Annotated in this window: 23 protein-coding genes and 1 tRNA gene; 11 read left to right on the forward strand and 13 right to left on the reverse strand. The window is 59.9% G+C overall.

All coding sequences use genetic code 11. The annotated features are described in order from the left end of the window. Nucleotides 1-22: 22 nt before the first annotated feature. Entirely contained in the window at nucleotides 23-808 is a 786-nt protein-coding gene (gene xth / locus SYN60AY4M2_RS05565) for an exodeoxyribonuclease III (RefSeq protein ID WP_099812467.1), read from the reverse strand. 24 nt (nucleotides 809-832) lie between these two features. Further along, complete coding sequence (gene sfsA / locus SYN60AY4M2_RS05570) at nucleotides 833-1,552, reverse strand: DNA/RNA nuclease SfsA (protein WP_011429372.1); 720 nt, start codon at nucleotides 1,550-1,552, stop codon at nucleotides 833-835. A 190-nt stretch (nucleotides 1,553-1,742) separates the two neighbouring features. On the opposite strand from sfsA, the gene SYN60AY4M2_RS05575 reads away from it, so the two are divergent. Beyond that, entirely contained in the window at nucleotides 1,743-2,339 is a 597-nt protein-coding gene (locus SYN60AY4M2_RS05575; RefSeq protein WP_011429371.1) for an NYN domain-containing protein, read from the forward strand. 34 nt (nucleotides 2,340-2,373) lie between these two features. Here the strand turns inward: SYN60AY4M2_RS05575 and cbiE are convergent, their stop codons facing one another. Genes cbiE through SYN60AY4M2_RS05590 form a run of 3 tightly spaced genes read right to left on the reverse strand, consistent with a single transcriptional unit; the run spans nucleotide 2,374 to nucleotide 5,181 of the window. Next, on the reverse strand, nucleotides 2,374-3,633 hold the full coding sequence (gene cbiE, locus SYN60AY4M2_RS05580; RefSeq protein WP_099812468.1) for a precorrin-6y C5,15-methyltransferase (decarboxylating) subunit CbiE: 1,260 nt from the start codon (nucleotides 3,631-3,633) through the stop codon (nucleotides 2,374-2,376). Then, nucleotides 3,634-4,521, reverse strand: coding sequence for a hypothetical protein (locus tag SYN60AY4M2_RS05585; protein ID WP_228375411.1), 888 nt, complete (start codon nucleotides 4,519-4,521; stop codon nucleotides 3,634-3,636). A gap of 33 nt (nucleotides 4,522-4,554) precedes the next feature. After that, nucleotides 4,555-5,181, reverse strand: a complete 627-nt coding sequence (locus SYN60AY4M2_RS05590; RefSeq protein ID WP_049749809.1) for a cobalt-precorrin-8X methylmutase — start codon at nucleotides 5,179-5,181, stop codon at nucleotides 4,555-4,557. 496 nt (nucleotides 5,182-5,677) lie between these two features. On the opposite strand from SYN60AY4M2_RS05590, the gene SYN60AY4M2_RS05595 reads away from it, so the two are divergent. Next, on the forward strand, nucleotides 5,678-6,748 hold the full coding sequence (locus SYN60AY4M2_RS05595; protein WP_099812469.1) for an alpha/beta fold hydrolase: 1,071 nt from the start codon (nucleotides 5,678-5,680) through the stop codon (nucleotides 6,746-6,748). A 141-nt stretch (nucleotides 6,749-6,889) separates the two neighbouring features. On the opposite strand, the gene SYN60AY4M2_RS05600 is transcribed toward SYN60AY4M2_RS05595, so the two are convergent. The 3 genes from SYN60AY4M2_RS05600 to rimP all read right to left on the reverse strand — a co-directional run bounded on the left by SYN60AY4M2_RS05600 (nucleotide 6,890) and on the right by rimP (nucleotide 9,593). After that, nucleotides 6,890-7,537 (reverse strand): flavin prenyltransferase UbiX, encoded by a 648-nt coding sequence (locus tag SYN60AY4M2_RS05600; protein WP_011429365.1) that lies wholly within the window; start codon nucleotides 7,535-7,537, stop codon nucleotides 6,890-6,892. A gap of 55 nt (nucleotides 7,538-7,592) precedes the next feature. Then, complete coding sequence (gene nusA, locus SYN60AY4M2_RS05605; RefSeq protein WP_011429364.1) at nucleotides 7,593-8,960, reverse strand: transcription termination factor NusA; 1,368 nt, start codon at nucleotides 8,958-8,960, stop codon at nucleotides 7,593-7,595. Nucleotides 8,961-9,119: 159 nt separating this feature from the next. Then, the gene (gene rimP, locus SYN60AY4M2_RS05610; RefSeq protein ID WP_099812470.1) at nucleotides 9,120-9,593 is read right to left on the reverse strand and encodes a ribosome maturation factor RimP; all 474 of its coding nucleotides are present in this window, start codon (nucleotides 9,591-9,593) and stop codon (nucleotides 9,120-9,122) included. Between the two features lie 321 nt (nucleotides 9,594-9,914). Here rimP and SYN60AY4M2_RS05615 point away from each other — a divergent pair, with 321 nt between their 5' ends. Then, nucleotides 9,915-10,430, forward strand: a complete 516-nt coding sequence (locus SYN60AY4M2_RS05615; protein WP_011429361.1) for a TIGR02652 family protein — start codon at nucleotides 9,915-9,917, stop codon at nucleotides 10,428-10,430. Between the two features lie 34 nt (nucleotides 10,431-10,464). Here the strand turns inward: SYN60AY4M2_RS05615 and SYN60AY4M2_RS14055 are convergent, their stop codons facing one another. Further along, nucleotides 10,465-10,605 (reverse strand): hypothetical protein, encoded by a 141-nt coding sequence (locus SYN60AY4M2_RS14055; protein WP_168173307.1) that lies wholly within the window; start codon nucleotides 10,603-10,605, stop codon nucleotides 10,465-10,467. On the opposite strand from SYN60AY4M2_RS14055, the gene SYN60AY4M2_RS05620 reads away from it, so the two are divergent. Next, nucleotides 10,555-10,947: a DUF29 domain-containing protein gene (locus tag SYN60AY4M2_RS05620; protein WP_049749706.1), complete on the forward strand. Its 393-nt coding sequence runs from the start codon at nucleotides 10,555-10,557 to the stop codon at nucleotides 10,945-10,947. The genes SYN60AY4M2_RS14055 and SYN60AY4M2_RS05620 overlap by 51 nt on opposite strands. A 112-nt stretch (nucleotides 10,948-11,059) precedes the next feature. On the opposite strand, the gene SYN60AY4M2_RS05625 is transcribed toward SYN60AY4M2_RS05620, so the two are convergent. Then, a tRNA-Met gene (locus tag SYN60AY4M2_RS05625) sits at nucleotides 11,060-11,131 on the reverse strand. A 59-nt stretch (nucleotides 11,132-11,190) separates the two neighbouring features. Here SYN60AY4M2_RS05625 and SYN60AY4M2_RS05630 point away from each other — a divergent pair. Further along, nucleotides 11,191-11,736 carry a GDYXXLXY domain-containing protein gene (locus tag SYN60AY4M2_RS05630; RefSeq protein WP_099812471.1) on the forward strand — a complete coding sequence of 182 codons (546 nt, stop codon included), beginning with the start codon at nucleotides 11,191-11,193 and terminating at the stop codon, nucleotides 11,734-11,736. Nucleotides 11,737-11,771: 35 nt separating this feature from the next. Here SYN60AY4M2_RS05630 and SYN60AY4M2_RS05635 read toward each other — a convergent pair whose 3' ends face one another. From SYN60AY4M2_RS05635 to SYN60AY4M2_RS05645, 3 genes are read right to left on the reverse strand one after another with little or no spacing between them, the layout of a single operon-like run. Continuing rightward, nucleotides 11,772-12,416 carry a hypothetical protein gene (locus SYN60AY4M2_RS05635; RefSeq protein ID WP_011429357.1) on the reverse strand — a complete coding sequence of 215 codons (645 nt, stop codon included), beginning with the start codon at nucleotides 12,414-12,416 and terminating at the stop codon, nucleotides 11,772-11,774. After that, nucleotides 12,409-13,734: an AAA family ATPase gene (locus SYN60AY4M2_RS05640; RefSeq protein ID WP_099812472.1), complete on the reverse strand. Its 1,326-nt coding sequence runs from the start codon at nucleotides 13,732-13,734 to the stop codon at nucleotides 12,409-12,411. The genes SYN60AY4M2_RS05635 and SYN60AY4M2_RS05640 overlap by 8 nt, the downstream gene beginning before the upstream one ends. Before the next feature lie 46 nt (nucleotides 13,735-13,780). Beyond that, nucleotides 13,781-15,988 carry a transketolase gene (locus SYN60AY4M2_RS05645; RefSeq protein ID WP_099812473.1) on the reverse strand — a complete coding sequence of 736 codons (2,208 nt, stop codon included), beginning with the start codon at nucleotides 15,986-15,988 and terminating at the stop codon, nucleotides 13,781-13,783. Nucleotides 15,989-16,710: 722 nt separating this feature from the next. Between SYN60AY4M2_RS05645 and SYN60AY4M2_RS05650 the strand changes: the two genes are divergently transcribed. From SYN60AY4M2_RS05650 to SYN60AY4M2_RS05675, 6 genes are all read left to right on the forward strand, one after another. After that, on the forward strand, nucleotides 16,711-17,136 hold the full coding sequence (locus SYN60AY4M2_RS05650) for a hypothetical protein (protein ID WP_228375410.1): 426 nt from the start codon (nucleotides 16,711-16,713) through the stop codon (nucleotides 17,134-17,136). Between the two features lie 534 nt (nucleotides 17,137-17,670). Continuing rightward, nucleotides 17,671-18,726: a leishmanolysin gene (locus tag SYN60AY4M2_RS05655; RefSeq protein ID WP_240527744.1), complete on the forward strand. Its 1,056-nt coding sequence runs from the start codon at nucleotides 17,671-17,673 to the stop codon at nucleotides 18,724-18,726. Nucleotides 18,727-18,821: 95 nt separating this feature from the next. Further along, complete coding sequence (locus SYN60AY4M2_RS05660) at nucleotides 18,822-19,109, forward strand: hypothetical protein (RefSeq protein ID WP_240527745.1); 288 nt, start codon at nucleotides 18,822-18,824, stop codon at nucleotides 19,107-19,109. Nucleotides 19,110-19,169: 60 nt separating this feature from the next. Further along, on the forward strand, nucleotides 19,170-19,517 hold the full coding sequence (locus SYN60AY4M2_RS05665) for a hypothetical protein (RefSeq protein WP_099812476.1): 348 nt from the start codon (nucleotides 19,170-19,172) through the stop codon (nucleotides 19,515-19,517). Continuing rightward, nucleotides 19,517-20,410: a DMT family transporter gene (locus SYN60AY4M2_RS05670; protein WP_011429349.1), complete on the forward strand. Its 894-nt coding sequence runs from the start codon at nucleotides 19,517-19,519 to the stop codon at nucleotides 20,408-20,410. Before SYN60AY4M2_RS05665 ends, SYN60AY4M2_RS05670 begins: the two co-directional genes overlap by 1 nt. 4 nt (nucleotides 20,411-20,414) lie before the next feature. Further along, nucleotides 20,415-21,497 (forward strand): glycosyl transferase, encoded by a 1,083-nt coding sequence (locus SYN60AY4M2_RS05675; RefSeq protein ID WP_099812477.1) that lies wholly within the window; start codon nucleotides 20,415-20,417, stop codon nucleotides 21,495-21,497. The last annotated feature ends 10 nt before the right edge of the window (nucleotides 21,498-21,507 follow it).

Genomic DNA, 21,507 nt, shown 5'->3' on the forward strand with positions numbered 1-21,507 from the left:
GCAAGCGAGCAGCCTGGGGATTTCAGATTGCCAGCTCCACAACCACAGGGGCATGGTCGCTGGGCTTTTGTGCCCGCCGCGGTTCGACGTCGATCCAGCAGGCAGTAGCTTTGTCCTGGAGCAGAGGGGAAAGGTAGAAGTGATCGATGCGCCAGCCGCGGTTCTTCTGGAACCCACCCCCGCGGTAGTCCCACCAGCTAAAATGTCCGGGATCCGGGGTGAATTTGCGAAAGGCATCCTCAAACCCCAAAGCCAGGATCTCCCGCAGGGCCTGCCGCTCCGGCTCCGAGGCCATGATTTCCCCGGCTTTGCGGGGATCGTAAATATCCCGGTCTTCGGGGGCGATGTTGAAGTCGCCGCAGAGGAGGATGGGCTGCCCCTGGCCCAGGGCGATGTTGAGGTAATCCTTCAGGCGGGCCAACCAGTGCAATTTGTAAGCGTACTTGTCGGATCCCACCGCCTCGCCATTGGGCACGTAGAGGTTGAGAATGCGGATGCCGCGGTAGAGGCCGCCGATCAGCCGCTTTTGCTCGTCCAGCTCCGCCGCTGCCGGCAGCAGGGCCCCAAAGCCACGCTCTACTTTTTCCGGCACCTCCCGGCTGATGAGGGCAACGCCGTTGTAGGCTTTCTGCCCGTACACTTCTACGTAAAAGCCTCGCTCCTCAAAGGGCGCGCGGGGAAAGTCCGCATCCACCACCTTGGTCTCCTGCAAGCAGAGCACATCCAGGGATCCCTGCTTGTCCAGCCAAGCCAAAACCTGGGGCAGCCGGGTGCGAATGGAGTTGACGTTCCAGGTGGCCACTTGCATGGCAGCAGGTTTCCAAGACGACGCTCAGGCCACTATTTTGGCCAAACCCAGCGGACGGATCCCCTGTGGCGAGACCGCGATCCGGTAGGGCAGCACCTCAACCCCAGCCTGCAGCGCCTGGCGAAACAGATGGGCATAGCGGGGATCCCGTTCTTCGCCGGGGGCAAACTCGGTGCAATCGGCGCGGTTGATCCAATACAGCAGCAGAGCCCGCTGCCCTTGCCGGCGGATCTCGATGAGATCTTCCAGGTGCTTTTGGCCGCGAGTCGTCACCGTATCGGGAAACAGGGCGCGGGATCCCACGGCCCAAGTGGTATTTTTAACCTCTAGGTAGGCCAAGCCAGAGTCTCCCATCAGCAGGAAGTCGATTTTGCTCCTGCCGCAAGTCACTTCCCGTTGCCAGCGGGAGAACTCCGCCAATTGGGGAAACCACCCTCGTGCCAGCCCCCATTCCACCAGGCGATTGGGCAGGCCGGTGTTGATCCCCACCCACACCCCTTCCACCTGGATCATCTCCCAGGTGTAGGCCAATTTGCGCTTGGGATCGGGGTGATAGGAGAGGTACACAGGCGCTCCCACCTGGCAAACCCCCGTCATCGGCCCGGTGTTGGGGCAGTGAGCGGTTACCGGTTGCCCATTTTCCAGCTCCACCTCGGCAAAGAAGCGCCGGTAGCGGCTGCGCAACACCCCCCTGCGCAAGGGGGTGGAAAAACAGTAAGGGGGCGGCCCCTCTTGGGCGGGCATCTGCAAGCGTCCTCCGGTGAGTATTTTTCTTTAGGATTTTGGAAGTCTTCCGGGTGGAGGGAGCTTCCTGCGCTAGGGTAAATGACGTATCTCTCCAGCCAGGGCCTTTTTTGCCGACGCCTTGTTCCTATAGCTTTTAATACTTTATCTTTTTCTATCCCTTTGCCAAAACTTGGAGAAGAAAGCCCGAATGTTGCGTCTTGATCCTGAGCCCGGCTTTCAGCCCCCGGATCCCTTCCAGGACGACCGTGGGCGCGTGGCCATCTTTATCGATGGATCCAACCTCTTCTATGCCGCCCTACAGATGGGCATTGAGATCGACTACACCCGCCTGCTGAAGACGCTGACCGGCCGTTCTCCCCTCCTGCGCTCCTTTTTCTACACCGGCGTCGATCGCAACAACGAAAAGCAGCAGGGGTTTTTGCTCTGGATGCGCCGCAACGGCTACCGTGTGGTTACCAAAGAGCTGACCCAACTGCCCGATGGCTCCAAGCGGGCCAATCTAGATGTGGAAATCGCTGTGGACATGTTGTCGCTGGTGCGCTGGTACGAGACGGCGGTGCTGGTGAGCGGCGATGGGGATCTGGCCTATGCAGTCAATGCCGTCAGCTACCAAGGGGCGCGGGTGGAGGTAGTTAGCCTGCGCTCGATGACCAGCGACCAGCTAATTAACTTGGCGGATCGCTACATCGACCTGGAGTCCATCAAGGATCAAATTAAGAAGACCAACCGCCCCTCCTACCTGTACCGACCGAGCTTCACCACCGATGAGGAGGACGAGGGGTAAATTGCCCCCAGCTGGGGGCAGGGCGACGAGGCCGTTACTGCAACCTCAAATTTGAAGGGATCCCTTGCAGCAGGTAAACGGGGTTGAGCGGGGAAAAGCGGGTGCCCTCGGCCAAGGCCGTGGAACGGGAGATCTGGATGTGTTCCACCCGCACCTGCCAGCCCCGCGAGCGCAGCCATTGCAGAGCTTCGCTGCAGGTTTCCAGGGTGGCGAAGTTAGCCACCAAGATCCCCTCAGGCCGCAGGCGGGCCGCCACCGCCGGCAGCAGATCGCGGATCCCTTTGCCGCCTCCCCCCAGCAACACCCGCTCCGGATCCGGCAGGTCGGCCAGCACCCGGGGCGCTGTCCCCGGGATCACGTGCAGGTTTTCCAGATCGAAGCGTTGGCGGTTGCGCCGGATAAGACAAATGCCTGTGGCGTTGCGCTCGATGGCATAGACCTGGAGCTGGGGGGAGAGGCGGGCGATCTCCACGGCTACGGAACCGGTGCCGGCCCCGATATCCCACACCACTCCCTGCCGCGGCAGTTGCAGCGCCCCCAGCGTGAGCAGTCGGATGGGCTGCTTGGTGATCAGGCCGGGCTGGTCGGGAAAGGTGTGGAACTGGTCGTCCGGGATCCCCACCAAAGGCCAGCGGCGGGGATCCGGTTCCGGCTCAACGCGCCGCAACACCACCAAGTTGGGGCTGGGGAAGGCAGATTTCTCCCCTTCTTGCAGGGGCAGGATCTGCTCGTGGGGGGATCCCAGTTGGCTGCACACCCAGCCCTGGTAGCGCACCGGCAGCCGCAGGTCGGCGATAAACTGGGCCACCGCCGCCGGGGTGTGCTCCGGATCGGTCAGGGCCACAATAAGAGGGGATCCCTGCCTAAGGGCGTCTTGCAACCGCTCCACCCCCCGCCCGTGCAGGCTGAGGATGGTGGCCTCCTGCCAGGGGATCTGCAGGCGGTTGAGGGCCAACTGCACTGAGCTGACTTGGGGATAAAAGGCCAGTTGCTCCGCCGGGAAGTACTGCGTTAACAGGCGCCCAATCCCAAAAAACAGCGGATCCCCGCTGGCCAACAAAACCAGGGATCCCTGCGCCAGCTCCTTTTGCAAAAGCGGGATCCAACTTTCCACTGGTCCAGTAAGCCGGATCTGGCGGGCCGGATGGTCAGCAAAGTGCTGCAGCAAGCTGGAGGGCCCGGCCAAGGTTTGCGCTTGGGAGAGGGGGGGAATCGCCCAAGAGGCCACCGAGCCATCTGCTGCTACCCCTATAACCGCAAGCTGAGGTGATCGGCCAGATGTTGTCGTAGCCATCTAGCGTTCGACAGGCGGGTGGTACTGGCGCATGTGGTTGAGAAAATCCAGGCGCAACTCCGCCACTTCCCGCTGCATCTCCCGCATTTCCCGAATAAAGCCCAGATGAGCCTCGATCAGGCGGCCATCCCGCTCCCGGAATTGCTCCATCATCAGGGCTTGCGCCTCCCTCAGCTCGGCAAAGCCGGCCTGCATATCGCGGCGGGATTCCTGGATGGCCCTCTCCAGCTCATCTCCCCGCTCTTCGTTCTGGCGAATCCGCTCCTGGTTGTGCTGAATCAGCGTCCGGATCTCCTGGATTTCGGTCTGGAGCTGGGCTTCGATGGCCTGCCGCTCGGCTCGCATTGCGGCCATCTGGACCTCAAAGCGCTCGGCAGCCCGCTGCTGCTCAGTTCGGATCTCGGCGATCTCGGCGGAGAAACGCTCGGCGGCCCGCTGCTGCTCGGCCCGGATCTCGGCAATTTGGGCGGCAAAGGCCTGCCGCATCTCCGTCATCTGGGCCTCAAAGCGCTCGGCAGCCCGCTGCTGCTCAGTTCGGATCTCGGCGATCTCGGCGGAGAAACGCTCGGCGGCCCGCTGCTGCTCGGCCCGGATCTCGGCAATTTGGGCTGCAAAGGCCTGCCGCATCTCCGTCATCTGAGCCTCAAAGCGCTCGGCAGCCCGCTGCTGCTCAGTTCGGATCTCGGCGATCTCGGCGGAGAAACGCTCGGCGGCCCGCTGCTGCTCGGCTCGGATCTCGGCAATTTGGGCTGCAAAGGCCTGCCGCATCTCCGTCATCTGGGCCTCAAACCGCTCGGCAGCTCTCTGCTGTTCGGCTCGGATCTCTTGAAGCTGTTCTTGTTGAAGCTGAAGGTTGCGGATCAGCCACTCCTCTTGTTCGGGGGTCATGGGAAAGGTCTGAAGATGTCGTTCCAATTCTAGTCAGTTGGGGATGGGATCCCGGCGGGCGGCCAGCAGTAGGGCATTGACGATGGCAGCGGCCACCGGGGATCCGCCTTTGCGGCCCTCCACCCGAATCTGGGGGACATCCGTTTGCGCTAGCGCCCGTTTGGCCTCTTCCACTGCCACAAAGCCCACTGGCACCCCGATCACCAGGCTGGGCCGGATCCGCTGGGCCCGCATCTCTTCCACCAGCGCCAGCAGCGCCGTGGGCGCGTTGCCGACGACAAAGATCGCTTCCGGGTAGCGCCGGGCTACCTTGACCATCCCCTGGGCCGTGCGCGTTTGCCCGGCTTCAAGAGGCTCTTCTGCCCAGTCCAAAGCGCAATGGAGCGGGATCCCCTGCGCCGCGAGGCCAGCTTGGATCCCGGCGGCCACCATCCGCACATCCACCACCAGCGGCCGCCGTTGCCGCAGGGCCGCCAGTCCCGCCTCAACTGCCGTGGGGCTGAACACAAAGCGATCCCGCAGCTCGAAGTCAGCGGTGGCGTGGATGGCGCGGCGCACGATCTCATAGGGGATCCCTTGCCAGGGGTGGGGGCCGATCTCTTGGTCAATCTGGCGGAAGCTGGCCGCTGTAATGGGGTCTATCCAAGCTGTTTCATCCATCATGGGATCGGTAGGCAGAGCCACATCTGGCAGGAGGGTTTTCTCCATCCTGTTGACGCAAGCGGTTTTGTTTGGAAAAAGGGGTGGGGAATGTCCAGAAAAAGCCGCTCAAGAGGGTTATCTGAGAGAAACGCCCCTCCAGTCCACTCTAGACGCCCTCCAGCAACCGCTAAGATCGGTCTATCCTGATGGAGGTGGGCCTGCTGTTGTCACATACAAAAGGATAGCTTGGTAGCCCCGCACTTTAGTGCGGGGCGGAAAAGCCCGCTAGCGACTTTAGTTGCTAACTGCTATAATCCTAGCCAGACCAGGGGAAAACGCTAACTACGGTGAAAAACCCGAGCAGCAACAAATCCTCTGGAGCGAGAAGTAAGCAGAACCTTGGGGCTTTGCCTTAAGGAACTGTCTAGAGGCGCTTTGACAACGCCGTTATGGGTTCTTTTGTGGACTGCGTAAGAATCCCCCGCCTTTAGGCGGTGGGAGTGTCAATCCTCCCTTGCCTGAACATAACCCTCCTTCTTCTTCTCCCTCTGCTGCTGTCGGCGGGGCAGGTTTCCCCTCCCTTGCGACGCCCCCCTCTTCGGTCGGCAGCAGGGATCCCGTCTCAGGGCTTCCTCGCTATGGTCATTCCCAAACCTGGCTCTGGCGCGGCTGGCCTATTCATTTCACCTACACCCCCAGTCGCGCCCAAACCGCCAGCGGCCAGGTGAACTTGACGGCGGCTCCGGCCATCTTGATCCATGGCTTTGGGGCCTCGGTGGGCCATTGGCGCCACAACATTGTTCCTCTGGGATCCCAGCGCTCCGTCTATGCTCTCGACCTGCTGGGATTTGGCGAGAGTGCCAAGCCGGAGATCGCCTACAGCGTCGATCTGTGGGTCGAGCAGGTGTACGAGTTTTGGCGAACCCACATCCAGCAGCCCAGCCTCCTGGTAGGCCATTCCATTGGGGGCCTGGTGGGGGTGATTGTGGCTGCCCGCTATCCCCAGATGGTGAAGGGTTTGTGCTTGATCAGTTGTGCCGATGGGCCTCACCCCGAAGAATTGTCCCCTCCTTGGGATGTGTTGGTGCAGGCCCTTTGCGAAGGGATCCTGGCTGTTTTGGGCTGCCCGCTCACCTATCCTCATTTGTTTAACTGGCTGCGACAAACCGAGGTGCTGCGGGCCTGGATCAAAAATGTCTACAAGCGGGACGAGCAGGTGGACGAGGAGCTGGTGCAGATCTTCCAGAGGCCGGCCTTTGAGCCGGGGGCAGCCCACGTGTTTTTGGATAGCCTGAGGGCCATTCTCTGCCGCCGCTTCGACAGTTCCAAGCGCCTGTTGCCCACGCTCAAGATGCCCATTCTCCTCCTCTGGGGCCAGGAAGATCCGGCGGTGCCCAGCTTTTTGGCGGATCAGTTTAAGCGCTGGCAGCCGGCTCTTACGTTGGTGAAGCTGCCAGGGGTGGGCCACTGCGCTCACGACGAGCTGCCCCACTGGGTCAACACCCTCATTAGTGAGTGGGCAGCTAGCCTGGAGACTTGCCCTAACTTGTCCACCCACCTTCGCAAGAATCCCGCGGCTGGCTAGTCCAGCCAGTTCCCCTGCCCAGGTTCAGCAGTGCCCTCCCTGCTAGCGGTGAAACCTTATGTATGAATGAATGATCGCGCTAGGTGGGAACCTCCCTCTCCGGTTGGGAAAGCGGCTAGGGATGAGGGCCAAGGGATCCCTTTAGTCCTCGGGGGGCAGCTTGAGGATCTGACGCTGACGCATCCCCTGCCAGCGCTGGATGAGGTCGCTGTCGATGCCAAACTGATCCAGGGCCTTCACCACCACAAAGTCCACCAAGTCCAAGAGGGTACGCGGCTGGTGGTACCAGGCCGGAATGGCCGGGACGATGCGCGCCCCTGCCTCTGCCAGGATGGTCAGGTTGCGCAGGTGAATGAGGCTGAAGGGGGTTTCCCGCGGCACGATGACCAGGCGGCGGCCTTCTTTGAGCTGCACGTCAGCCGCCCGCTCCAGCAGGTCAGAGCTCAGCCCAGCGGCCAACTTGGCTACCGTGCCCATGCTGCATGGGATCACCAACATCCCCTGCGTGCGGTAGGAGCCGCTGGCAATGGTTGCCCCCACATCTTGCCAGCGGTGGCAGACCAAGGATCCGCCCTCGCTTTCGGCCTGCTGCCGCCAAAACTGGGCCTGCCGCTGGGGATCTGCCGGCAACGGCACCCCTTGCTCCCCTTGCCACACCTGATAGGCCGCTTTGGAGGCCACCACCTCGACGCGGTAATCCAGGCTGAGCAGAACGTGTAGGGCGCGCACGGCGTAGAGCATCCCGGAGGCGCCCGATATACCAAGGATGATCGGCTGGGAGGAGTTCAAGGGCAGGCGGAAAGGGTCTTTACCTCAGTTTACCGACTGCCGAGGCCCCTCGGCTCTAGGCCTTGGGCTGGGCGATGTCGAACTCGGCGTCGTAGTCGAAGTCCTCGTCTTCCTCGACCCAGTCTTCCTCCAGCCTATCGTCCTCTTCCAGCTCCTCCTCTAGGCGAAGCTTCTCTGGGTACTCCTCGTCCAGCCCCAAAGCGGCTCGCTCTTCCCGCCGCCGGAAGCGCTCCAAAGCCGCCGGCGTGATGAAGGGATACGGCAGCCCCTGCGCTTGCGCCTCCTCCAGCGCTGCCCGGTAGCTCTCCACTTCCTTGATGTCAATTTTCCAGCCAGTGAGGCGAGCGGCCAGGCGCACATTTTGCCCCTCTTTGCCGATGGCCAGGCTGAGCTGGTCGCTGGTCACCAGCACATGGGCCTGTTGGATCTCCGGATCCACCAACCGCACCTCCACCACCTTGGCCGGGCTGAGGGCGTTGGCGATGTAGGTGGCCGGATCCGGCGACCAGCGGATGACGTCGATCTTCTCGTTGCGCAGCTCTGCCACCACCGCCTGAATCCGGGATCCCCTTGCCCCAATACAGGCCCCCACCGGATCCACGTCCCGCTCCACGGTATCGACGGCAATCTTGGTGCGCGGCCCCACGTTGCGGGAAGGCGGGTTGGCCTCCCGCGCCACCGCCACGATGCGCACAATGTCCTCTTCGATCTCCGGCACCTCGTTGGCGAACAGGTTCACCACCAAGCCGGCGTCGGCCCGAGAAACCAAAAGCTGCGGCCCCCGCCGGGATCCCTCGTATACCTTTTTGAGGTAGACCTTCATCACCGCGTTGGGGGTGTAGCGATCGCTGGCCAACTGCTCCTTCTTGGGCAGTTCGGCTTCCACCTCCGGCTGCCCAAAACCGCTGGATACCGCCATGATCACCGTCTGCCGCTCCGTGCGCAGCACCCGTGCCTGCAACACGGTATTTTCCAGGTCGCGGAACTCTTCTTGAATCAGGCGGCGCTGCTGGTCACGCAACTTCTGGGCCAGCACCTGCTTGGTTTGGATGGCCGCCATGCGGCCAAACTCCGCCTGTTGGGGAGTGACGTCATTGGTTACTTCCCAGCCAACTTCGGCTTCCGGGTAGTCCTGCTGCACGTCGTACAGGGAGATCTCGTGATCTGGATCCCGTACCTCCTCGACAATGGTTTTGGTGGCCAAAATGCGAAAGCCCCCTGCCTCCACATCCAGCTCCACATCGAAGTTGCGGAAGTGGTCTTCTTCAAAGACGACATCTCGCTGAATGGTTTTGCGGTAGCGTTCGTAGCCCTTGAGCAGCGCCTCCCGCAAGGCGTTGGTGACCGCATGGCGGGGCAAGTTGCGCTCCCGCGAGATCATCTCCACCATTTCTGCCAAACCGGGCAGAGGCACCATCGACATAAGCTGTTGTCCTCCTAATGCAACTTAAGCTGGGATGAAACTGCTATCACTGTTGCTCCGCAATCCTGACGGGAAATGCATCGCCGCACAGCAGGCAGCTCCGACGCGAAGACAGGGCAACACACTTCGCGCTCGAACGTCCTCTCTATCCCCATTCCTCTACTCGGTTTCCGCCTCTGAGAGGACAACCCGCTGCACCGAGGCGCGGGGCAACTGCACGCGCCGTCCCTTGAGGGATAGGGCAACTTTCTCCTCATCCCGACCCAGCAGATGCCCTGACCAGACAGCTTTGCCCTTGTAGGGGGGATCCACCGTCACCTCCACCGCAAACCCTTTGAAAACCACAAAGTCGCGGTCGCTGATGAGGAGGTTGCTGATGCCGGGGCTGGAGACCTCCAGCACATAATGGCCGGGGATCAGATCCACTCGATCCAGCTCCACTTCCAAGGCCTGGCTCATAGCTTCGCAATCGGCGTGGCTGGTTTCCTGCTCCGGATCCAGCGGACGGATATCCACCCGCAGCACCGGCGGATACTGGTTGGTGTGAAAAACCATCTGTACCAACTCGTACCCCAGTCGAGCGGCCAAGGGACGGGCCAGACTCTCCAACTGCGGGATCAGAGGGTGAACCATAGCCAACTCATCGCCAACTCGGTGTAACGGCCAGATCCCAGCCCAGCGAAGCTGGAGCCGGCAGCGGGGGCATCTTCCCCCTAAAAAAGCAAAGAAGTGGGCGCTACCCACTCCCCGTTATCATTGCGGAGATCCTTGGGAATCTACCTGCCGTCGCGGGGGGCTTTGGGCAGGCTTTTCCCTGGCTATGATCTTAGAATACTTTGTCGGATTTGGCCAGAGGGATCCGCGTGAGCCAGATCTGCAAAAGGCCACACCTATAATTAATGTGGACAGCCGCGGATTTGCCCAGACACCCAGCCGCATTCTGTGGGGTTTCCTATGACCGTTGCTTTCTCCTATCCCATCTTTGGCCCCAGCATTCAATGCCCCCACTGTCGGCAGACGATTGCGGCCCTTACCCTGACCGATACCTACCTCTGCCATCGCCACGGCGCCTTTGAGGCAGATCCCGAGCAAGAGGAGCTGGTTCACCTGCAATCAGGGCGGCGTTGGCGCCTCTGGGAAGGCCGCTGGTACCGCCAGCACACCCATGCCGATGGGATCCGCTTCGAGATTCACGAAGAGCTGGATCGCCTGCGCATGCAGGGGATGCGGGCCACGCAGGTGATCGTGGCCGAGCGCTACCGCTCTTTGCTCACCCCCTACCTGGAGCAGGGATCCCAGCGGCGCCCCGGCCCACCCCGCCTCTACGGCCTGCCGGTTAGCTTCAGCTCCCAGCTTCCTGAAGGAGCCGGTGGCTCGCCGCAGCGCTGGCGGGTGATCAACTTCGAGCTGATCTGCGAGCTGGATCCGGCCATGCGACAGCCGCAATCCCGGCTGCAGTTCTGTGACTAGCCCTGAGAAAGGCAAGGTCGGGCTTTAGAAGCGGCTAACCCGCCTGGGATCCCCCCTCCGGCTCAGGGGAGGCTATACCCCAGTAGGTGTAGCCGAACCACTTTGGTTGGCTAGGCATGTAGAATTGTTCCAACTGCTCAAAGCGAAACCCTGCCTCTCGGAGCGAGCGGGCCATCTGGCAGAGGAAATCGAGGCTTTGGGCAGGCAAGAGCGCCGCGAATTGGTCAATCGCTTGGGGATCCTGCCGGGACACCTCCTCAAGGGGCAGTTCCAGCTCCAGCTTCGCGGCAAAAGTTGGCGGGCAACTATTAGCGAACAACGTCGCCAAATCCAGCAATTGCTCAAAGAGAGTCCTAGCCTAAAGCCTGAGCTTTTGGCAGCTCTGCCAGAGGCTTACCAAGACGGGATCCTGTTGGTGGTGAAAGAAACGCCGCTCTCGGAAGAGGATCTGCCCGCCGAGTGTCCCTACACGCTTGAGCAGGTAATGGATCTCGGCTTTTATCCGGGATCGGAATAGCTCAAGGGGCTTTGCTCGCCCTTGGAAGTGCCGCCTCTTGCAACCTGAGAGCAAAAGCCGGAGCTCCAGCTTAACTGTCCTCCACAAGCTGTAACCAGAGCCTTAGGAAGGATGGCTCAGGCGTGATTTGAACACGCGACCCAGGGCTTATGAGTCCCCTGCTCTACCGCTGAGCTACTGAGCCGGGAAGATGCTTAACTAGGATAGCATCTTTGTGCAGGAAGTTGCTCTCGTCGGCTGGCAATGTCGCCTCCTTTTCTTAAGGGATCCCTGTTTTGGCTGGCCCTGGTGCTGCAGGTGGGCCTGGTTGGGCTGGTGCCAGCTCGGAAGGCGCTTACCCTTGCCACTGGCTCCCCGATCTACTTGCAGATTGCTCCTCTGGATCCCTATGACCCCTTGCGGGGCCGCTACGTAGCTTTGAGCTACACCGTTGCCCAGCTTTCCACCCTAGAGAAACTGCCCGGCTGGTCCCCTGAGCTCGCTAAGCCAGGGATCCTCTACCTGTGCTTGGCTCCTCCTGCCGGGGATCCCGCTCAACCCTGGCAGGCCATCGGCATCAGCCGCGACCGACCCAAGGATCTGCAGCCTGCGGAGGTCGCCCTGCAAGGTTGGTTCGATGGGTGGCAGCTTAGGTTTGGGATCGAAGAGTTTTTCATTTCGGAAGCGCTGGGAGATGTTCTGGAACTAGAGATCCGCCGCAACCCAGAAACCCTGCGAGCAGAGGTGAAGGTGGATCCCTGGGGCCAGGCAGCGCTGGTGGGCCTTTGGGTAGGAGAACAGCGGTACTAAGAGAAGAGTAAAGCTGGTCTTGCTCTGCCGCCCTTCTAGCCCTCTTTCTTTTTCCGAGAGCGAGTTGCGCTTGTTTTCTTGGCCCTGGCAGATGCTGTGGATTTTTTAGACGACTTCTTCTGGCTAGGAGGTGGCGCTGTAGGAGCTAGAAAAAATACTTCTTTCAGGGCCTCCAACTTTTTGCCTCGTGTAATTTTGCACCCCAGCTTGGTTATGGGGGTTAAGTCCTGCCACCAGCTCCTATCTGCCTCCGCAATTCGCGCGGCTGCAATGGTTATATCAACTCCCTTAAGGGGGGTGCCGGGCTGCTCGGCCAGGTATCTCAACGCGGCCAAGATAGTTTCTCTCGGGGCCTCTGTCAGATTCACCTTTGGGACAATTTCTCTGGTGAGGATTTGGGCCTGCTTAACCTGCTCTGGGTCGGGATCGACAACAATGCACCAGAGCCTCTCCAGCCCCGCCTCTCGAGCAACTGCATAGACAAAATGGTTACCAATGGCCTTGTACTGATAGTTGCCAGCCTCGACCACCAGCAGAGGAACCCAGTTGTGTCCTCCTGTCGCCCTTAGCTGATCTGCGGCTGCGGCAACAAGGAAGGAGGGAGCAGAAAACCCATCGGCGGGCGTAATGCTCTCAAGGGGTAAGTTAACCAACCTACCTAGATCTGAAAACTCACTCATCGATAAAGTACTCACGGGCAAGACTCTGGTAGTATTCTAAAACTCTCCTGTCCTTAAAGACGGCAGGAATTCGAGCAAACTTTGCAGAGGATATCACTGCATAGTCAGGTATCCTAAAAATGCTTTTGTTTTCATTACCTTTCTTAAAATGCGGCCAGAAATATGGACGTAGATCTACACTTTTCTCCTGGTTGATAAGCTTCTGTATCTCTTCGTGAGCTAGTCTAATAGTGTATTCACTTCCCGAAGAGACGCCGTTGAAAAAGGTAGGCAAAGCAATAGGGCCACCATCCTGTCGTGACCTAGCAGTTTCTGGAACAAAGCTGGTGATTACTCTAGCAGCATTATTCAGGGAAGACAGATCGTCGGGGCGGGTAGGTATCAAAATAACATCGGCAGCAAAAACACCACTTTGGCTGAAGTAAAGCCATTGAGTTGGGCAGTCGATTAGGATGTAATCATACTCATTGCGAAGAGGAGCAATGAGATCGCGAAGGCGCCGAGTTCCCTTTGGGATATATGCTACTGCCCGGCTATCAGTCAACGTCTCTAGTTCAGGGTCTCTTGGGATAATGTCGAAGATGGAAAATCCCTTGAGTTTATATGTTTGGACAATGGCATGGACGTCTATTTTGGGATCCTTTAAACATTGCGTCAGTGTAATTTTTCCAGGAGTGGCTTCCAAACTTCTTGTCAGATCACCCTGAGAATCAAAGTCAACAACTAAGACCTTTTTTCTCTTGGTTGCTAGTGTTGCCGCAAGGTTAATGACCGTCGTTGTTTTGCCTACGCCCCCTTTATTGTTATACATGCATACAGTCAGAGCGCGCTCATAGTTTTCTATCTTGTCTCGCAAGTTACGCACTATGCTCTCAATGTTATCTGAGCTAATATCAAGGTTTGCTGTAGCGGGGTGGACGACTTTTCCGTGCTTCCTCCAAAGCTGGATGTTATTTGCATTGGTGATAATTCCCCATTTTGCAGATTTGCAGTTCTTGGCAAGCAAGTAACTTTCTATCTGACAAACTGCATCTCTATAGTAAGATCCTTCTCTGAGATTAACTGCTCTAGATTTTGCCTCCAAAAGCAAGTAGGGATTCTTCGGGGATCTCAAGAAAATATCTTCAGGATCTACGTTCTTTCTTGCTGCGAGATCGACCTGGCCGCAACCTGTCTCGAATTCTTCTCTAATTTCCGACTCGTCAAAGCCAAGCGCCTGCAGGAGAGGAACAGCAAAGCGTTGGACAACAATTCGCTCTACCCTCTCGGTGGGAGATATACTCTCAAGCTTCTCTCGGAGATAGCTAGCCTCAGTCATAGGAAAAAATAAGGTGGACAATGCTAACCAAGCTAAAAGCTCGCCCTTAGCCTAGCAATTGCTTTGCCCTCTCTGCCAGCGCCTGGGCTGTCAGGCCGTTGTAGTCCATGAGCTCAGTAGGGGTGGCGGTGGTTTCGCCGCGTTTCCAGGCAAAGATGTCGCGCGGGCCAGTGTAGCGCAGCAACAGGGGCTCCAACATCAGGCTGGATCCGCCGGTCACGCCGATAAGGGCTTCGCCGGCAAACCAGGCGGCAAACTCCTGGTCAGACATGAACTCCCCATCGGGTTGGGCACAGGTAGACCAGGCTATATCGCCGGGGCGATAGAGGCGGCGGGGGTTGACCACAGAGACAATTTTGCTGCCGATCCCCTGGGCCTTGAGCTGTTCAGCGGCGGCAAAGACGGGCAGGAGGATCATATCTCCCACCACGGCAAAGACCACGGTGCGGGATCCGGGCACTTCCTGCAGCACGGTGCAGCCCTGCTCTACTGCTTGGCGAGCCTGTTCCAGGGTGGTGCGGATGGGCAGGGGGGTTTTGCTGGCAAAGATCGGGATCCCTTTGTTGTAGGTAGACAAGGCCCACTCGTAGGCGGCTTGGGCGCAGTTGGCGTCGGGGGGAAAGAGGGGGAAGATGTTGCCGTTGCGCATCATGGCCGCCAGGTAGGCTTCAATTTCCGGGCGTTGGTGGGTCCAGCCGTTGCGGCCTTGTTCCAGGGCTCCGGCGGTGTAGAGAGCAATGGCGGAAGGGGTGGGGCGGCGCAGCTCGGCCATCGCCTGGGTCACCGTCTGCCAGATGGGCAGGCCGTTGACGGCAAAGGATTCGTAAGAACACCACAGGGAGCGCCCGCCAAAGAGCGCCAGGCCTGCCGTCAGGCCGGCACAAGCATCTTCGCTAAGGGGTTCGTAGACCTGCCCTTGGGGCTGTTGGTTGTAGAGGGGATCCGCCGTGGGGTGGATCACTTTCAGGCCCTGGTTGACATTGGCAAGGCCAGAGGCCTCATTGCCGTCAGCGTTGGCCACCAGAAAGTCGGGGTCTTTCTGCCCCACCTGTAGCACCAGGGCGCCGATGGCAGTGGTGGAAACCTGCTTATCGCCGAGGGAGAACTCGGTTAAGTTGAGGGATCCCAAGGGCGGCAGAGGGCGGACGAATTCGGTTACCACCACCTTGGCTGCCGGCCCGCCAGCAGCCCGTTCACAATTTTGGCGCACCAGAGCCCAAGCGGCTGGGTGCAGGGCCCGTGCCTCCAGAGCGGCCACGATGTCGGGGTGATCCAAGGTGTGGTGGGCGTAGAGGTTGTGGGATTTGGATCCCTTGGCGTGCACGCCTGCCCCCTTCAGTTGCTTGAGGATGAAAACCGTCAGGTGGCCGCCTAGAGCGCACTGGATGGCCCGTTCCATCTCTACCAGCACTCTTTGGACAAAGGCCAAGCGGGCTTCCAGGGAAAATTGGGTGCTATCCACGTAGGGGCCAGGCTGTTGGGCATCGTCGAAGTCTTTGGCATCCACCAGCACCACTTCCTCAAAGCCGTTGCCCCGCCAGTACTCGGCCATCTGAGCGTTGGTGAAGGTAGAGATCATGCTGTGGTGCTCTTGGCTGTAGCCGTTCCAGACCAGCACCGGCAGGAAGTTGGTGCGCTGCGGGAAGGCGGTGTGAAAGTGGATCATGGAGCTCATCACGTAGGGCTCCCCCAGGCCCCCATCGCCGATGGTGACGGGGAAGAGCCGATCCGGGTAGAGCAAGGCGGCGGCCATAGCAAAGTGCTGCCCCTGCCCGAGGGGCCCTGCTGGCGCTAGCAGGCCGGGGATGTAGCCAGAGAGGTGACCCAGCAGCCCTTCCCGTTCCCGAAAGCGGGCCTGCAAGTCGGAGACAGTGTGGATGCCCATCTCCGCCAGCGATCCATCCAAGAACATGGCGGCATAGAAGCCGGGCGCGTGGTGGCCCACCTCGGTAGGGATGTTCTTTTGGCCCAAGTACACCAAAGCGGCGTAGGCTTCCGCTTGGCTGGCAAAGCCGCCCGGGTGGCCCGAGGCTTTGCTGGCGGTCATCTGCAGCGTGAGATAGCGCAGCGCATCGGCATAGAGCAGGGTTTGGTAGGCGGCCATGCGACTGCCCGGATCCCGCAGCTTGCCGGTGGCAGCATCCACTGCAGGCTCCTGACCCAGGCGGTCGAATTCCGGCCAGGGATCGCCAAAGTAGCGGATCCCTTCGCAAAAGGCGGGGATTTGGGCGGTTGCCTCCTGAGCCAGCGTCATGGTCGAGCCTCACTCTTTGTCGGGTTACTCCTCACTTTAAACCTAATAGAGCCTCTTGGATGTTCTAAGCAGAACTCGTCTAACTGAGGCTACCCCTCTCGGCCCCCAAGTTGGTCAAGCGGTGGGTGGTGCGGCCCAACAGGCTGTTGGCAAGCTTTCGTCATCGATGACAGACGATCTGGACAAGTAAATCAAAAGGGTAGCCAAGATCCATCCTAGGGCAGAGGTTCGGTCGCGATGGCCCGTCCTCACCCTTACCTACAATATCTAGTGTCTCAAACCCTTTAATCACCTATTTTCCCACAATATACAGATGAAAATCTGCTGGCTATTGACCAGTTTCCCTTGTCCTTTACCTGGGAGGGATCGGTGCCCCTTTTTGGAAAGCTGTGGTACATTCGAGGGAGGCCAGAACTGAGTTTCCGAGAAGCAGGCTAGAGGCTTTTTGGAGCAAAGCAAAGGGCTGTACTGCAATGGCTTAAGTTTGTAGGGCTGTTGACTTTTTCTCGTCTTGATTGCCTGAGGTTCTCTGGTTTTGTTTGCCCAAGTCTTAGACTTGTGGGGGGTTGCTATTTTCTAGAGGATTTGCGATGGTTGCTAGCTGTTGTTGAGCATTACTTCTAATTGCTTCTTGCCTGTTGTCGATCCGCTTGCTCCCCAAGACCGACTACTCCATGACAGACACTCGTCCTTGTGCCCCCTGTATCGTAGATAGCGGAATTTTGGTTAATAAGCGGGATATTTACCGTCTTCTGGCGGATCTGGGGCGGGTTCGCTACTTCGATATTGTCGATGGTCGGGTACGAAAGCAGGGGGAGGGCTATGTGATGGAGGTGTTTCAGGATGCAACGGCGGCTACCTTGGTGGCCAATCGCAGCCTTTATCTCAACCTAAACAGCTTTGACTACGCCTGCTTGCGGGATCCCTCCCCCTCGGAGGTGGCAGGCCTGGAGGGGGAACGGCCCAGTGTGGTGATCGATCTGGTTCAGGAGAGCCGCATCTTGCGTTTGGTGCCTTTGTCGGATCCGCTATCGGATCCTGCGCAGTTGTGGGCGGACACTCAGGCGTTGCGGGCGGCAGCAGCGGACGCTTTGGGGGCGGGTTGGAGCCTAGAAGAGGAAGACGGTTCTTCCGACCTGCTGGATTGAAAGGGCTCAAAAAAACGTGCCGCCAGGCCCATCTTCGCTCACTCTTGAGGTGACTGTTATTATTCACACTCCCACTGCCTAAAGGCAGGGGATTCTTACGCAGTCCAGGAACGGACTCGCAAGGGGGCTGTCAAGACGCTTCTAGACAGTTCCTTGGGGCAAAGCCCCAAAGTTCTGCCTACTTAGCAAGTTAGCTGAGACATCTCCTGGGCGCTTGCCCCTACTCGGGTTTTTCACCGTTTTGGGTGCTTGCCTAGGAAGGGCACGCCTCATCAACAATCACACCATTGGCGAGCAACTTGCTTACGGGCTTTTCCTCGCCGCACTAAAATACGGGGCTACCAAGCTATCCTTGCTGTGTCATTCAGGCCCCAGTTTTTGTTCATGAGGATCCACAGAGGTTTCCCCAGCCTCCTAGACATCGCCCATTGAGAATGGGTATGGGTGGCAGAGCCCAGGGCCAATCCTGCTCGGCAAATGGAGGCAACCGGTATGATCTGTCTGGGCTGTGGGGCTTTTGGGTTGGGAGGCAGTGTGAAGGATTTTCGGAAGCTTGGCGGCAGAACGTGGAGCTTGCGCCCGATCGGATCCCTGGTGGCGATGCTCTTGCTGCTGGCGCTCAAGGCTTGCGGGGGAAGTGGTGGTTCCTCTTCGGTAAGTGTCATTCCTACTCCCATTCCAACCATCGTTCCCACCTCTACTCCAGCTGTCGTCCTCACCCCTACCCCGACTGTTCTGCCTTCGCTGACGCCTACCTCTGTTCCCCAGTTCACGATCGACCTTCGCTTTCCCGACAACAGCCTCACTCCCAGTCAGCAAGCCATTGTCCGCAGCGCGGCCTTGAGATGGCAGCAGATCATTGTCGGGGACCAGCCAGATTTGCCCCCCACCTCTATTCAGGCCGACGCATGCAATCGGGGATTTCCCAGCACGCCGCTCAATTTCCCCATTGACGATCTGTTGGTAGAGGTGAGGGCGAGAGACCTAGGCAACGAGCGGGTTTTGGGGGGGGCGGCTCCTTGCTTTGTGCGGGCCTCGAATGGCTTGCCGTTCTATTCAATTGTGCTCTTCAACAGCCAAAACCTCTCGGCTTTGGAAGAGCGGGGGGATCTGCCCATTACTGCCCTGCACGAGTTGGGCCATGCGCTTGGCTTTTTGCCCAGCGTCTGGGATCCCAAGGGGCTGACGGTAGGGTTGGTGAGGCGGGATCAGCCGACGCCGCCGGGCTATGACCCCCGCTTTATCGGCCCGCGGGCAGTTGACGCTTTTATCACATTGGGGGGGAACGCCCCTTCTGTTCCTTTAGAGAATCAGTTTGGGGAGGGATCCCGCGATGCCCATTGGCGGGAGAGCGTCTTGGGCCGCGAGCTGATGACCAGCCGCCTCGACCGGGGGGTGCCCAACCCCTTGAGCATCCTCACGGTGGGAGCCATGGCGGATATCGGCTACGCGGTGAATCCGGCGGCAGCGGATGGCTTTGAGCTGGGGCGCAGCCGGCGCTTCTCGGAGCCGCTGGAGCTGCAGGAGCTGGAGTTGGCCCTGCCGCTGCGGCGGTTTGATGCCACCGGCAGGCAGGTATGGGATCCCTGAGTCGAAAAAAGCATATCTACCTATAGCCAAGCTGCCCGTTCTTAACAATAATGAATGGCCAGTTGCAGAACTTTACGACATCGGCAAACTCTTATATGGGCATCCTCAAAAAGCTGTTCGGCGGTCTTTTTTCCTTCTTTGGCATTCTCTTCGGCGGCCTCGTGGATTTTGTTACCGGCCCTTTTCGTCCGGCGCCTGCCCAATCCGCTCCAACCCAGTCCTCTAGCCCTGCGGCAACGGCTACGCCTGCCAAGCCCAAGGTGGTGGTTGAGAAGCCGTTTGTGCCCAACGAGATCCCGGCTCCGCGTCCTAACCGTCGCCCTGGCCCGGCTTTGGATCTGTTCCGGGCTATGGTTCAGGAGATCCCTTCGGCGCGGGCTTAGTCTGCCCATCTTCGGGAGCAGCTCGTAAGATGGAGGTGACACCGCTGGAGACTGCTCTCTATGTCCGATCTCTCTTTCTCAGAACAAGAACGGCTGAAACAGCTTGAGCGTGAACTGGAGCAAGCGGCGGCGGCCTCTGGGGATCCAGGAACATCCGTTGCGTCTCAGGGGAAAAGTGCCGTCCGAGCTTGGGTTGAGACTTGGGGGCGTCCACTGGTGACGGTCTTCGCCATTCTGGGCTGTATTCTTCTGGTCGGGCTGTTCTTCCGGGTTTTCGGCACCGTTCTCAGGTGGGCAGTGGTGGCGGGGCTGGGCTATCTGCTCTACGCCTGGGTGGTGGCGCCGCGGCTGGGCCTTTCCACCGGAGCTAGGCCAAAGGCGGACGACAGGGATCTGGACCGCTTTTGATGGGCAGGGATCCCTGGCGGGCTTATGCCTACCTGGCGGCAGCTATCTTGGGCTGGGCCACGGCGGCCAGCGCCTTTAAGTTTGGCCTGCAACACCTTGCGCCAACGCTTTTGCTAATTTTTTCCGCGTGCAGCTCCTGCCTGATCTTGGGGATGGTTCTGGTGGCTACAGGGCGGGCGCATCTTGTCCGCCAGCAGAAGCGATCCCAGATTGCCTTGTCGGCGCTGCAGGGGCTACTTAACCCGCTTGGCTACTACGGGGTGCTGTTCCAGGCCTATGATCGCCTCTCGGCCCAGGCGGCGCTGGCTTTGAATTACACCTGGCCGCTGCTGCTGGCTCTCTTGGCGGCGCCGCTGTTGGGGGAGCGCCTGCGCGGGCGGCTGCTGCTGGCTTTGGGCATGAGCCTAGTGGGGGCGGTGCTGGTGGCCACGGGGGGATCCTGGGACACCTGGCAGGTGGAGGATCCCTGGGGGGTGGGGCTGGCGGTGGGCAGCGCTGCCATTTGGGCCCTCTACTGGCTGCTCAATGTGCGGGATGGACGGGACGCGGTGCTGAAGCTGTTCATGGGGTTTGTCTTCGGCAGCTTCTACTGCCTGCTGCTCTTGCCGTTTCAGGAGCTGAGGTGGACAATGGCGGGGCTGGCCTGGGCAGCCTACATCGGCTTGGCGGAGATGGGGTTGACTTTTGTGTTTTGGCTGCGGGCCCTGGAGCTGGCCCACGAGCGCGGATCCCTGGCCAATTGGGTCTATGTAACGCCATTCTTGTCGCTGGGGCTGATTGGGGTGCTGTTGCGGGAGCCGATCGCGCCGGGATCGGTGCTGGGCCTGGGACTTATCTTGGCCGGCAACCTCTGGGGATCCCGGCGGGAAAAACCTCAGCCTGTTCTTTCTTAAGGCTATGGCGGTGAATCCCATTCCTCTCTATGTAGCGGCAACGGCCCACGGGTTTGGGCACGTCACCCGGCTGGCGGCGGTGGTGAACACTTTGCGGCGGCAGGATGCGCAGATCCTGCCCATTTGGGTGACGCCGGCCCCCGCCTGGCTGCTGCAGCGCTACGGGGAAGGGGAGTTTGTGCACCGGCCGCGGGGTTTGGATGTGGGGGTGGTGCAGCCGGATGGCTTGCAGGCGGATCTGCCGGCCACGCTGGCTGCTCTCAAGGCGTTTCAAGCGGGGGCTGCCGACCTCATCCGGGAGGAGGCCGAGTTCATTCGCAGCCAGGGGGTGCCGTTGATCCTGGCGGATGTGCCCCCCATCGCCACCGCCATTGCCGAGGCCGCCGGGATCCCCTGCTGGATGGCCAGCAACTTCGGCTGGGATTTTATCTACCAAGACTACGGCCCCCAGTTTCAGCCCTTGGTGGCCTGGATCCGCGAGCTGTACGGGCGCTGCCAGCGGCTGTTTCGCCTGCCCTTTGCCGAGCCTATGGCCGCCTTCCCTCACCAAGAGGCAGTGGGGCTGACGGGGTCGGATCCGCGCTACTCAGGAGAGGAGGTGGCCCGGCGCCTGGGGCTGGAGCGGGAGCGGCCCACGGTTTTGTTAACCTTTGGCGGGCTGGGGTTGCAGGGCTTGCCTTACGAGCGGCTGGCGGATTTTCCCGACTGGCAGTTTCTCACCTTCGACCCAAAGGCTCCTGCTCTGCCCAACTTGCAGATTCTAGACGGCCAGGTGTGGCGGCCGGTGGATGTCATGCCCCTCTGCCGTTGGGTGGTGTCCAAGCCGGGCTATGGCACCTTGGCAGAGGCGCTGCGCTGTGGCACGCCCATGGCCTGTGTCAACCGGTCGGGGTTTGCCGAGTCGCCCCTGTTGGTGGAGGGATTGCGGCGCTACGGATGGCACCGCATCCTCTCGCCGGAAGAGTTCTTTGCGGGATCCTGGGACTTCCTGCGGGATCCCCCTCACCCACCCCAGGCGCCGGAGGAGCTGGATCGCGGGGGCAATGAGGCCATTGCCGGCGCTATTGCGGCCTTCCTGGGGCAGTAGCATAGGGAGC

It is taken from the genome of Synechococcus sp. 60AY4M2 (assembly GCF_002760375.1).
In the GTDB taxonomy this organism is placed as follows: domain Bacteria; phylum Cyanobacteriota; class Cyanobacteriia; order Thermostichales; family Thermostichaceae; genus Thermostichus.

Excerpts from the sequence above, each read along its gene's own strand:
- xth (WP_099812467.1), bottom strand. The coding sequence starts at position 808 with ATGCAAGTGGCCACCTGGAACGTCAACTCCATTCGCACCCGGCTGCCC.
- SYN60AY4M2_RS05590 (WP_049749809.1), bottom strand. The coding sequence starts at position 5,181 with ATGGATGAAACAGCTTGGATAGACCCCATTACAGCGGCCAGCTTCCGC.
- SYN60AY4M2_RS05630 (WP_099812471.1), top strand. The coding sequence starts at position 11,191 with ATGTCGCCTCCTTTTCTTAAGGGATCCCTGTTTTGGCTGGCCCTGGTG.
- SYN60AY4M2_RS05660 (WP_240527745.1), top strand. The coding sequence starts at position 18,822 with ATGGGCATCCTCAAAAAGCTGTTCGGCGGTCTTTTTTCCTTCTTTGGC.
- SYN60AY4M2_RS14055 (WP_168173307.1), bottom strand. The coding sequence starts at position 10,605 with ATGGCCCGCTCGCTCCGAGAGGCAGGGTTTCGCTTTGAGCAGTTGGAA.
- SYN60AY4M2_RS05670 (WP_011429349.1), top strand. The coding sequence starts at position 19,517 with ATGGGCAGGGATCCCTGGCGGGCTTATGCCTACCTGGCGGCAGCTATC.
- SYN60AY4M2_RS05665 (WP_099812476.1), top strand. The coding sequence starts at position 19,170 with ATGTCCGATCTCTCTTTCTCAGAACAAGAACGGCTGAAACAGCTTGAG.
- SYN60AY4M2_RS05615 (WP_011429361.1), top strand. The coding sequence starts at position 9,915 with ATGACCGTTGCTTTCTCCTATCCCATCTTTGGCCCCAGCATTCAATGC.
- sfsA (WP_011429372.1), bottom strand. The coding sequence starts at position 1,552 with ATGCCCGCCCAAGAGGGGCCGCCCCCTTACTGTTTTTCCACCCCCTTG.
- SYN60AY4M2_RS05575 (WP_011429371.1), top strand. The coding sequence starts at position 1,743 with ATGTTGCGTCTTGATCCTGAGCCCGGCTTTCAGCCCCCGGATCCCTTC.
- nusA (WP_011429364.1), bottom strand. The coding sequence starts at position 8,960 with ATGTCGATGGTGCCTCTGCCCGGTTTGGCAGAAATGGTGGAGATGATC.
- SYN60AY4M2_RS05635 (WP_011429357.1), bottom strand. The coding sequence starts at position 12,416 with ATGAGTGAGTTTTCAGATCTAGGTAGGTTGGTTAACTTACCCCTTGAG.
- SYN60AY4M2_RS05585 (WP_228375411.1), bottom strand. The coding sequence starts at position 4,521 with ATGACCCCCGAACAAGAGGAGTGGCTGATCCGCAACCTTCAGCTTCAA.
- rimP (WP_099812470.1), bottom strand. The coding sequence starts at position 9,593 with ATGGTTCACCCTCTGATCCCGCAGTTGGAGAGTCTGGCCCGTCCCTTG.
- SYN60AY4M2_RS05675 (WP_099812477.1), top strand. The coding sequence starts at position 20,415 with ATGGCGGTGAATCCCATTCCTCTCTATGTAGCGGCAACGGCCCACGGG.
- SYN60AY4M2_RS05640 (WP_099812472.1), bottom strand. The coding sequence starts at position 13,734 with ATGACTGAGGCTAGCTATCTCCGAGAGAAGCTTGAGAGTATATCTCCC.
- cbiE (WP_099812468.1), bottom strand. The coding sequence starts at position 3,633 with ATGGCTACGACAACATCTGGCCGATCACCTCAGCTTGCGGTTATAGGG.
- SYN60AY4M2_RS05645 (WP_099812473.1), bottom strand. The coding sequence starts at position 15,988 with ATGACGCTGGCTCAGGAGGCAACCGCCCAAATCCCCGCCTTTTGCGAA.